The following is an 8,183-nucleotide window of genomic DNA, read 5'->3' on the forward strand; positions in this document are numbered from 1 at the left end:
GCGGGTGACAACCTCACGCAGGACCGGGGAGAGGCCATGCGGCCGGTCGCGATCAGCGGCGAAGGCATGGACGAGCTTCATGCGAAGACCTCGGCAGGGGGTGGGACTCACTCGGCACGAGCGATTCACTTGAGACTACAATAACTGACTCATCAGGTAAATGACCTTCGTCATCGACCCCCAGCCCCACCGAGGCCCCCGATGCCGTCGGGCGTGACTCGCGCGGCTACGGCAGCGCGAAGAAGGGGTCAACGGGCGCGAGCGGGCCTGCGACCGTCGACACCACGGCGCCACCCCTGTCGGCCACGGTCACCGCGACCGAGGTGACCGACGTGACCGACCGCGAATGCCGCGAAGGAACTGCTGTTCAGCCTGCGGCTGACGCACCCCGCGGTCAGAACCGTCCAGGCTGGCTCTTCATGGGTACGGGACGCCCCTGTTCGAGTGAACTGTCCCCATAAATAATGGCAGTTGGCCGAGCCGCCCCTTGCGACCCGGCCTCGCCATCACTCACCGGGCCTCGCCGGGGAAATCGATCACTCGCCTCCGTTGCGCACCCAGCGATATCCCGGAGGAAGTGCGGCGCCAGGAGGGACGAATCGGTATCCGCCGCCCACGACCGGGCGAAAGGAGACGATGGGGCGGTTCATGATCTCCTCGAACCAGGCGGCAGCGGTCCGCCCGAGATGTTCCGGGGAGCCGGTGGCGGTAAGCGGCTCCACGTCGTGGGTGGGTTCCGGGGTCTGGTAATTCTGGCTGTGGCGTTCGCTGCAGAAGAGCTGATCGCCTATGACGGTCGCCCCCAACGTCATGAAGATCAGACCCTCCTCCCGTTCACGCCGATCGACCAGATCCGCGATGAGCGTGAGAACGTCCTCGCCCCGGTCCAGCGCCTCGTCCAACGCCGTGTGGTAGGCCGTGTGCTCGGCCGGAGGTTCCCACCTGGGCTGCCTCGCGGGGGTCTGCACGGCCTCCTCGTCGTCCTCGTCCGGACCGAAGAGGAGCACAGCGGTGTCGGCAGGTCGGCATTCCGGCCAGGAGCGGGCGGACTCCCTCACAAGGCGCACGACCGTCTGCTGCCGGCTGTTCGATTCGTCGTCCTCGAACCAGTCGTCATACACGCAAGCGAGGATACGCAGCGGAGATCAGGTCGTCCGCCGGTGGTTCCACAGCGTCAGACCGCGAGCGGCCACCGCGTCGGCGCGGTGGGTGCCCGAGTCGTACGACGTTGTCCTACCGGATCGAGGACGAGGCGGGCGGGGAGGCGGGGCGGCCGCGGGAACGAACGTTGTCAGCCGCCCGCCCTTCGCCGCGCCGACCGGCGAGGAGACGAGCCGGGCCGCGCCGTCGGGCGTGTCACCGATGACGTGCGGCCGGATCGAGTCGGAGGCTGAGGGCATGACCGACCCGATGCACGATCCCGGCTTTCTCCAGGACCCGTATCCCGCCTACGCGGCCATACGTTCCACCTGCCCGGTGCAGGCCGTGCCCGGGCCCGACGGACGCGTGAGTTACCTGGTCACCGGTTACGCGGAGGCCAGGGAGGCGCTCGGCGACGCCCGGCTCTCGAAGGACACGGCCGCGTTCTTCGCGGGCAAGGCGTCCCGACGACGACTGCACCCCGCGGTGGCGCACACCATGCTGGCCAGCGACCCGCCCCGGCACACCCGCCTGCGCGCACTGGTGACCAAGGCGTTCACGACCGGGGCCGTGACGGGGCTGCGCCCGTTCATCGAAGCGGTCACCGACACGCTGCTGGACCGGTGGCGGGTAGGCGTCCCCTTCGACTTCGTGGACGGCCTGGCAGCGCCCCTGCCGGTCCTCGTGATCTGCGAACTGCTGGGCGTCCCGCACGAGGACCGGGCCGACGTCCGGCGCTGGTCGGCCGAACTGTTCGCGGCCGGGGAGCCCGACGTCATCGACGCTGCCTCGCATGCCGTCGCCGACTACATGACGGCCCTCATCGCCGCCAAGCGCCTGGACCCCGGCGACTCCCTCCTGGACCGGCTCATCCGCGCTCGCGACGCGGACGACCGGCTCAGCGAGGACGAACTGGTCTCGCTGGCCGTGCTGTTGGTCGTCGCGGGACACGAGACGACCACCGATTTCCTCGCCTGTGCCGCACTGGCACTGCTGCGACACCCGGCCGAACTGGACCGTCTGCGCGGCGATCCGGGCGAGGTGCCGGCCGCGCTGGACGAGCTGCTCCGGTTCGACTCCCCCGTCAGCACCGCCACGTTCCGCTTCACCACGCGGGACGTCACCCTCGGCGGCGCCGACCTCCCGGCGGGCGTCCCGGTGCTCATCGCGCTGGGCGCCGCCAACCGCGACCCGGAGCGGTTCCCGGATCCGGACCGGCTCGACCTGGACCGGGACGCCGCCGCGCATCTCGGCTTCGGTCACGGCATCCACCGCTGCGTCGGCGCTTCCCTGGCCAAGGCCGAGGCGGAGATCGCCCTGCGTCAAGTCCTGACCCGGTTTCCCGCGATCCGGCTCGCGGTGGCGCCGGAACGGGTGCGGTGGCGGCGCACCCGTCTCCTGCGCGGGCCGGCCTCGCTGCCCGTCCTCGTGTGACCGGACGGCCCGCGCGCGGCGGTGAGCGGTGACACTCCCCCGCGGAACCGTCGGGCCGTCCCCCTGGTCACCATCCCGTCAGCAGCAGGTGGTTGAGGAGCAGGGCGAGCGCGGCCTGGGCGGCGAGCCAGGCACGGGGCCGGGTCAGGAACGCGCCGGCCGGGAGCAACCACATCGCGAACGGCAGCCAGATGCGTTCCGTTTCCGCTTTGCTCATGCCGGAGAGGTCTGCGGCGAGAAGTGCGAGCAGGGCTGCGAGGACGAGGAGGGCAAGGCGGGTTTCGGGCGCGGAGTGGCGCAGGCGTGCGCGCACGCGTGGGCGGAGGGGAGCAGAGCCGGCCCGCCGCAGTCCGGCCACCGTTGCCGGGCCCACGACGAGCGCCGTGCACGCGAGGTTCGCCCACACCCAGTAGCCGTACGGACGGATACCGCCGGCGCCTTGGTAGTAGCGGGTCACCAGCAGGTGGTACGCCTCCCACCAGTTGAAGCCGGCGAGCGTGAACGCGGCCGGCACGACGACGAATCCGGCGAGGACGTAAGGCAGGGGGCGCAGGCGTCGCGAGCCCAGCAGCAGGACTCCGGCGGCGATCACCGCGAACAGTGTCAGCCCGTACGAGAGATACGCGGTGAGGCCGAAGAGGAGTCCGGAGGCCAGGCCCGTCGACCGGGGCCGGTGTCCCGCGACGGCGAGGGCGAGGAGGGCGACGGCCCAGGCGGCGACCGCCGCGAAGTAGCCGTCCGCCGAGGTGCCCATCCACACCGCTGCCGGGGCCAGCACGAGGAAGGGCGCGGCGCGTCGGGCGAGTGCCTCTCCGCACAGCGTGCGTACGGTGACCAGCACCGCCACGGCGGCTGTGGCCCCGAGGGTGATGCACCAGACGCCGGCCCAGGCCCCACCGTCCAGGCCGATCCGGTCGAGGAAGACGAAGGTGAGGGTGGCCGCGGGGGGATGTCCGGCGACGTGCGCGGGCCAGGCGTCGGGTGAGTCGATCAGGATGTGGCGGGTGAAGTCCCGCAGAGCGGCGGGGACGTCGTCGAAGCGGTTGACGGGGCCGATGACCTGGAGGTACTCGTACTTGGTGGTGAGGCGCCGGGCGATTCCGCGCTGCCATCCGTCGACCAGGGCGAGCGAGAACGTCCACGCCATCGCGGTGCCCCACGCGGTGCACAGCAGCGCGCGCCAGGGCAGCCGGGCAGCCGGCAGCGGCCCGTACGCGACGACCGCGACAGCGACCATGATCGCGGCGGGGGTGCCGGGGCCCAGGTGCGGCTCCCAGTGGCCGTACAGCGGCGGCCAGTTGACATGAAGGTTTCCATAGCGGCTTTCCAGGTGGGTGCCGATCACGGCCGCCGTGGTGACGAGCAGCGCTGCGGCGAGGGCCGCGTACAGGTCGCGGAGAAGATCGCGGTTCACACCGGCACGCTAGGCCGGGAAGGGCCGGACGCGGACACGGTGAACGACGGCGTCAGCATTTCGTCATATGTTGCGGGCCGGTCCTCGGGCCGTCCAGGCCCGCGGTTGCTCCCGCGGGACGAGACCCGAGACCGTTCCCGTCTCGGGGTGAGCCGCCGCAGCGGTGGTGAGCGGGCGGCCACACGCCTTTCGTGGCCGCCCGCCCGATGCGGGGCGCATGCTCGGTCCGGGCGGCCCGATCGGCCTCCGTCGAACCGGCTGTGTCAGCGGCGGTCAGCCCCGGCCACCGGCCGATGCCGCGGTCAGGGCTTGGCGGCGTACGTGACGCCGGCCAGGTTCTGGGCGGCGGGGCCCCACACCTGGTCGTACAACGAGGTGTCCAGGCCGAGCGTGTACAGCAGCCAGGAAGTGGTCATGCCGTAGGTCAGTTTCAGCTGAGCGGCGCGGGTGATGCTTCCGCTGTCGCAGCCGAGGCCGGAGCTGTCCTCGAATCCGCAGTGGAACCCGCCGGTGATGACGCGCAGTTGGGTGCGTGACGCCTTGGCGTCGTACATCTTCTGCTGGTTCGCGGCGACGCCGGCGATCGAGTCGGCGCTCCCGCCGACGTATTGCACGGGGACGCCCAGGGTGGCGGACGCGGCGACGGCGGAGGGGTTGGTCTCGGCGGCTGCCAGGGTGGTGACGGTCTTGACGGCGGGGTTGCGTCCGGCGGCGAGGAGGGCCGCGCCGCCGCCCATGGAGTGGCCGGAGACGGCGAACCTTCCGGTGTCGACCCGGTTGGCGAAGCGCGATGCGCTGGTCGAGTTCTGGGCGGTGAGCCAGGTCAGGGCAGCGTTCAGGTCGTCGGCGAAGGCCGAGTGGCTCGGGAAGAGACCGCCCTGCGACTTGGGAGCGACAGTGATGACGCCCCAGGAGGCGTAGTGCCTGAGCAGGCTGTCGTACTGGGTGACGGCCTGGAAGAAGCCGTGGCCGAAGGCGAGAGCGGGGTGGACGCCGACGGCGACCGGCGCGTTGGCCCCGGCCGTCGTGCCCGGGTACCAGACGCGCGCGCTGTACGAACGCCCGGCGGCCGACACCGAGACGTCGGTGTAGGCGATGGGGAAAGAGCCCGGGGCGGAGGGGTCCACCGCCTGTGCCGTCGGCCCGACCGGGTGGGCTTCGGCGGCTGGGGCGAGGGTGAAGGCGGCAGCCGCGGTCAGCAGCAGCGCGGTCATGGGCCGCAGGAGTGTACGGAACACGAGATCACCTTTTCCGTCGATGGGAGCAGTGGTGTCCGGTGGTGTCTCCTTGACGAGCCGGGTGTTGTCCGGCTGGGGAACCGGGAGAACGCACCGCCGTGGGCACACCCTTGGAAGCCCGGGCGGTGGATACGGGGTCGTGCCGAGCGGTTGCCGCGTCGGCCGGGAGGAACGGAAGCGGCGGAGGCGAGGTGGGCGGGCAGGCAGGGTCGTACGACATGTCGGCCGTCGCTCACCCGCGACGGTCAGCCGCCGAAGCGAAGGCCCATGTCTCGCAGGTCAGGCCGAGCACGGGGGCGCGGGGGCGCCGGGGGCGAGAACGGGCGATCGACTGTCGGCCGGTACCGTCCCCACTCGGCGCGTGCCCGTCGCAGCGCGGCCCGGCTGCCGACCTTGATGGCCGTGGGCGCAGCCCAGGAGGTCGACCCGGACGCCCTTCTCTGTGCGGCGCCGGGCGCCGGCGCTGCCGGCCGTCGCCGAACCGGTGACGAGGATGTCCTGGTCGAAGCCGCTCATCGGCCCTGTCTCGAGGTGAAGTCGGACAGCAGCGGGGTGAGGAGGCGTTCGAGGTTCTCGCGCCGGACCTGCGGAGGGACCGAGGTGAGCGGCAGGGGGCGGTCCGGTCCGGGGACGTGCGGGAGGAGCGCGAGGTGAGGCAGGAGGACGAGCAGGAGCGACAGCAGCGCGTCCAGGTCGGCGTCCTTGCGCAGGTGCTGGGCGGTGACGGCGCGTTCGAGCAGGGGGCGCAGCCCTGCCAGGTAGAGGGCGTTCACCGGGGCACGGACGGCCTCGCGGACCGCGGGGTCCATCTCCATGTTGCTGGCGGCCGTCACGCCGCGCTCCAGGGGCTGCCGGGCGAAGTAGTCGAGCCAGGCCTCCAGTGCGTCGGTGAGATGTTCGCGGAAGTCCCTGGTCCCGTCGTAGCCGTCGAGCCAAGGCCGCATGTGGGCGTAGACGCGCAGGGACGTCTGCTCGGCGACGTAGGCGAAGAGATCGAGTTTGCCCGAGAAGTACTGGAACAGTGAGCCCTTGGCGACGCCGGCTTCTCGCGCGATGACGTTGAGGCTTCCCGTGGAGTACCCGTGGGTGCCGAATTCGTCCATCGCGGCGACCAGCACCCGCTCGCGGCGGGCCGGCGACAGACGGTCCCAGGTGGGCGTGGGCATGGGCTCTCCTCTGCGTGACCGGGCGGTCATGTGACCGCCCGGTCATGGTGAGGGTGATGCCGGTCGATGTCAACGACGGTGACAGGCAAGGCTGTTGGACCGCACACTCCCCCGTTGTTCATGCGGTACGCCTGCCTCCCCAGGTCGGGCGAGTACTCGGTCTGTCCGGGACACGCGGTGAGAGCCCGCTACTTCGACGCCTCCGTCGACCGGTTCGGTCTGCGTCCGTCGATCAGGTTCCGGCCCGAGGCGGTCGCGGTCGAGGTCGACGCCGACGTCGACGCCGACAGAACGCAGGCGGCGGAAGGTGCGATACCCACAGGACCGCTGACCGGGGCCCTGACCGGTGCGGGCATGAGCCGACCCTCGCGGCCGGGGGAGGCGGCCCCGGGCCGTCCGGAAGGTCCGTGGCCCGGGAACACCCACCCGGGAGGGCCCGCCCCGAGGTGACGACCGGGCCCGTCTCGGGGCGAGGGTGCCGCTTCGCCAGGCCGACCCCGCAGAGCGGCGTGACAATGGATGTCCGCTGGTTCTGGGAGGCTTGTGTGAGCGATCTCGAGTTCGAACAGAAGCGGACGCTGTCGCGCGTCGAGGCGGCCGACCAGCTCGAGGCCCTGGCAGCCGCGCTCCGCCGCGGCGGCCAGGCGGAGCTGGACCTCGGCCCTGGCCGGCTGACCGTGCGGATCCCGGACGAGCTCCGCTCCGAGATCGAGGTCGAGCTGGAGGACGGCGAGATCGACCTGGAGATCGAACTGTCCTGGCGGCCGCCGCAGGCGCACCGGTCGGCGGACGACGACTGACGCAAGGCGGCCGGACCGGTCGGCGAGTACATCGGGCCGCCGTGCGCGGGTGCGCGTGACCGCCTCGGGCTCGCGGCTCCGGAACCGGCCGTCCGTGGTGACGAGCGGGCATGGGGAAAGTTCTGAACGGCACCCGGATCACCCGTACCGGGTGATCCCGACAGCGCCCGACCACCGCTTCCATGAAGCGGTACGAAGCGGTCAGGACCGTTCGGGAAAGGACTGCGGGATGGCTGCGGACGAGGCAGGAGCAGGCGGCGTCGGCGCACCCGCCGGAGCCGACGCTCCGACGGACGGCGGCGCGCCTGTCGTGTCGGTCGCCCGTGGCATCGGTCAGGTCTTCGGACCGGAACCACCCGGCGAGGAGGCGCGGGCCGTCCGGGCCCGGCCCGTCGGGTGAGGCGGCGGTGCCGCCTCGAACTCAACGCTGGATCCGCAATCCCGGGGGACCGCGACGATGGGAGAAAACACATGGGCGGCAGTCTGAATCTCGCCTACGACTACCCGGTCCTGGGAGCCTTCTGGACCGTCATGTGGGTCTTTCTGTGGATCCTCTGGTTCATCCTGCTCTTCCGGGTCATCGGTGACATCTTCCGCGACGACGACCTGGGCGGGTGGGGCAAGACGGGCTGGCTCGTCTTCGTGATCGTGCTCCCCTTCCTCGGCGTCTTCGTCTATCTCGTCGCCCGCGGCTCCGCGATGGGCAAGCGCGAGCAGAAGCACGCCCAAGCGCGACGGAAGGCGACCGACGACTACATCCGTGAGACCGCCGGCCGCCCCAGCGAGGCGGACCAGCTCGCCAAGCTCTCCGACATCCGCGCCCGCGGCGACATCTCCGACGAGGAGTTCCAGCGGGCGAAGGAGAAGATCCTGCACTGACCCGGCGCCGACGCCGGTCCCTGTCACGACCCACCCCGCCCCTGGCCCCGGCTCCGGTCCGTCCACGTGACCGGAGCCGGGGCGCGGGCGGTTCTGGTCGCCCCCCCCCCCC

The 8,183-nt window shown here is 71.5% G+C and carries 7 protein-coding genes; 3 read left to right on the forward strand and 4 right to left on the reverse strand.

Annotation, left to right across the window (positions count from 1 at the left end; genetic code table 11):
• Window positions 1–536: 536 nt before the first annotated feature.
• Window positions 537–1,121 (reverse strand): hypothetical protein, encoded by a 585-nt coding sequence (locus tag KMS84_RS36440; RefSeq protein WP_256920829.1) that lies wholly within the window; start codon window positions 1,119–1,121, stop codon window positions 537–539.
• A gap of 277 nt (window positions 1,122–1,398) precedes the next feature.
• On the opposite strand from KMS84_RS36440, the gene KMS84_RS36445 reads away from it, so the two are divergent.
• On the forward strand, window positions 1,399–2,574 hold the full coding sequence (locus tag KMS84_RS36445; protein WP_256920830.1) for a cytochrome P450 family protein: 1,176 nt from the start codon (window positions 1,399–1,401) through the stop codon (window positions 2,572–2,574).
• Between the two features lie 67 nt (window positions 2,575–2,641).
• Here the strand turns inward: KMS84_RS36445 and KMS84_RS36450 are convergent, their stop codons facing one another.
• The 3 genes from KMS84_RS36450 to KMS84_RS36460 form a co-directional block, all read right to left on the reverse strand.
• A complete protein-coding gene (locus KMS84_RS36450) occupies window positions 2,642–3,988 on the reverse strand; it encodes a hypothetical protein (RefSeq protein WP_256920831.1) in 1,347 nt (448 codons plus the stop codon).
• Between the two features lie 302 nt (window positions 3,989–4,290).
• Window positions 4,291–5,226 carry a poly(ethylene terephthalate) hydrolase family protein gene (locus KMS84_RS36455; RefSeq protein WP_256920832.1) on the reverse strand — a complete coding sequence of 312 codons (936 nt, stop codon included), beginning with the start codon at window positions 5,224–5,226 and terminating at the stop codon, window positions 4,291–4,293.
• A 512-nt stretch (window positions 5,227–5,738) separates the two neighbouring features.
• Window positions 5,739–6,392 carry a TetR/AcrR family transcriptional regulator gene (locus KMS84_RS36460; protein WP_256920833.1) on the reverse strand — a complete coding sequence of 218 codons (654 nt, stop codon included), beginning with the start codon at window positions 6,390–6,392 and terminating at the stop codon, window positions 5,739–5,741.
• 545 nt (window positions 6,393–6,937) lie between these two features.
• Here KMS84_RS36460 and KMS84_RS36465 point away from each other — a divergent pair.
• Complete coding sequence (locus KMS84_RS36465) at window positions 6,938–7,192, forward strand: amphi-Trp domain-containing protein (protein ID WP_256920834.1); 255 nt, start codon at window positions 6,938–6,940, stop codon at window positions 7,190–7,192.
• Window positions 7,193–7,663: 471 nt separating this feature from the next.
• Window positions 7,664–8,071: an SHOCT domain-containing protein gene (locus KMS84_RS36470; protein ID WP_256920835.1), complete on the forward strand. Its 408-nt coding sequence runs from the start codon at window positions 7,664–7,666 to the stop codon at window positions 8,069–8,071.
• The last annotated feature ends 112 nt before the right edge of the window (window positions 8,072–8,183 follow it).

It is taken from the genome of Streptomyces hilarionis, assembly GCF_024539675.1.
Taxonomy (GTDB): domain Bacteria; phylum Actinomycetota; class Actinomycetes; order Streptomycetales; family Streptomycetaceae; genus Streptomyces; species Streptomyces hilarionis.

Bases quoted from the DNA above. Each gene is read 5' to 3' on its own strand.
- KMS84_RS36445 (WP_256920830.1), top strand. From the start codon at position 1,399: ATGACCGACCCGATGCACGATCCCGGCTTTCTCCAGGACCCGTATCCC.
- KMS84_RS36460 (WP_256920833.1), bottom strand. From the start codon at position 6,392: ATGCCCACGCCCACCTGGGACCGTCTGTCGCCGGCCCGCCGCGAGCGG.
- KMS84_RS36470 (WP_256920835.1), top strand. From the start codon at position 7,664: ATGGGCGGCAGTCTGAATCTCGCCTACGACTACCCGGTCCTGGGAGCC.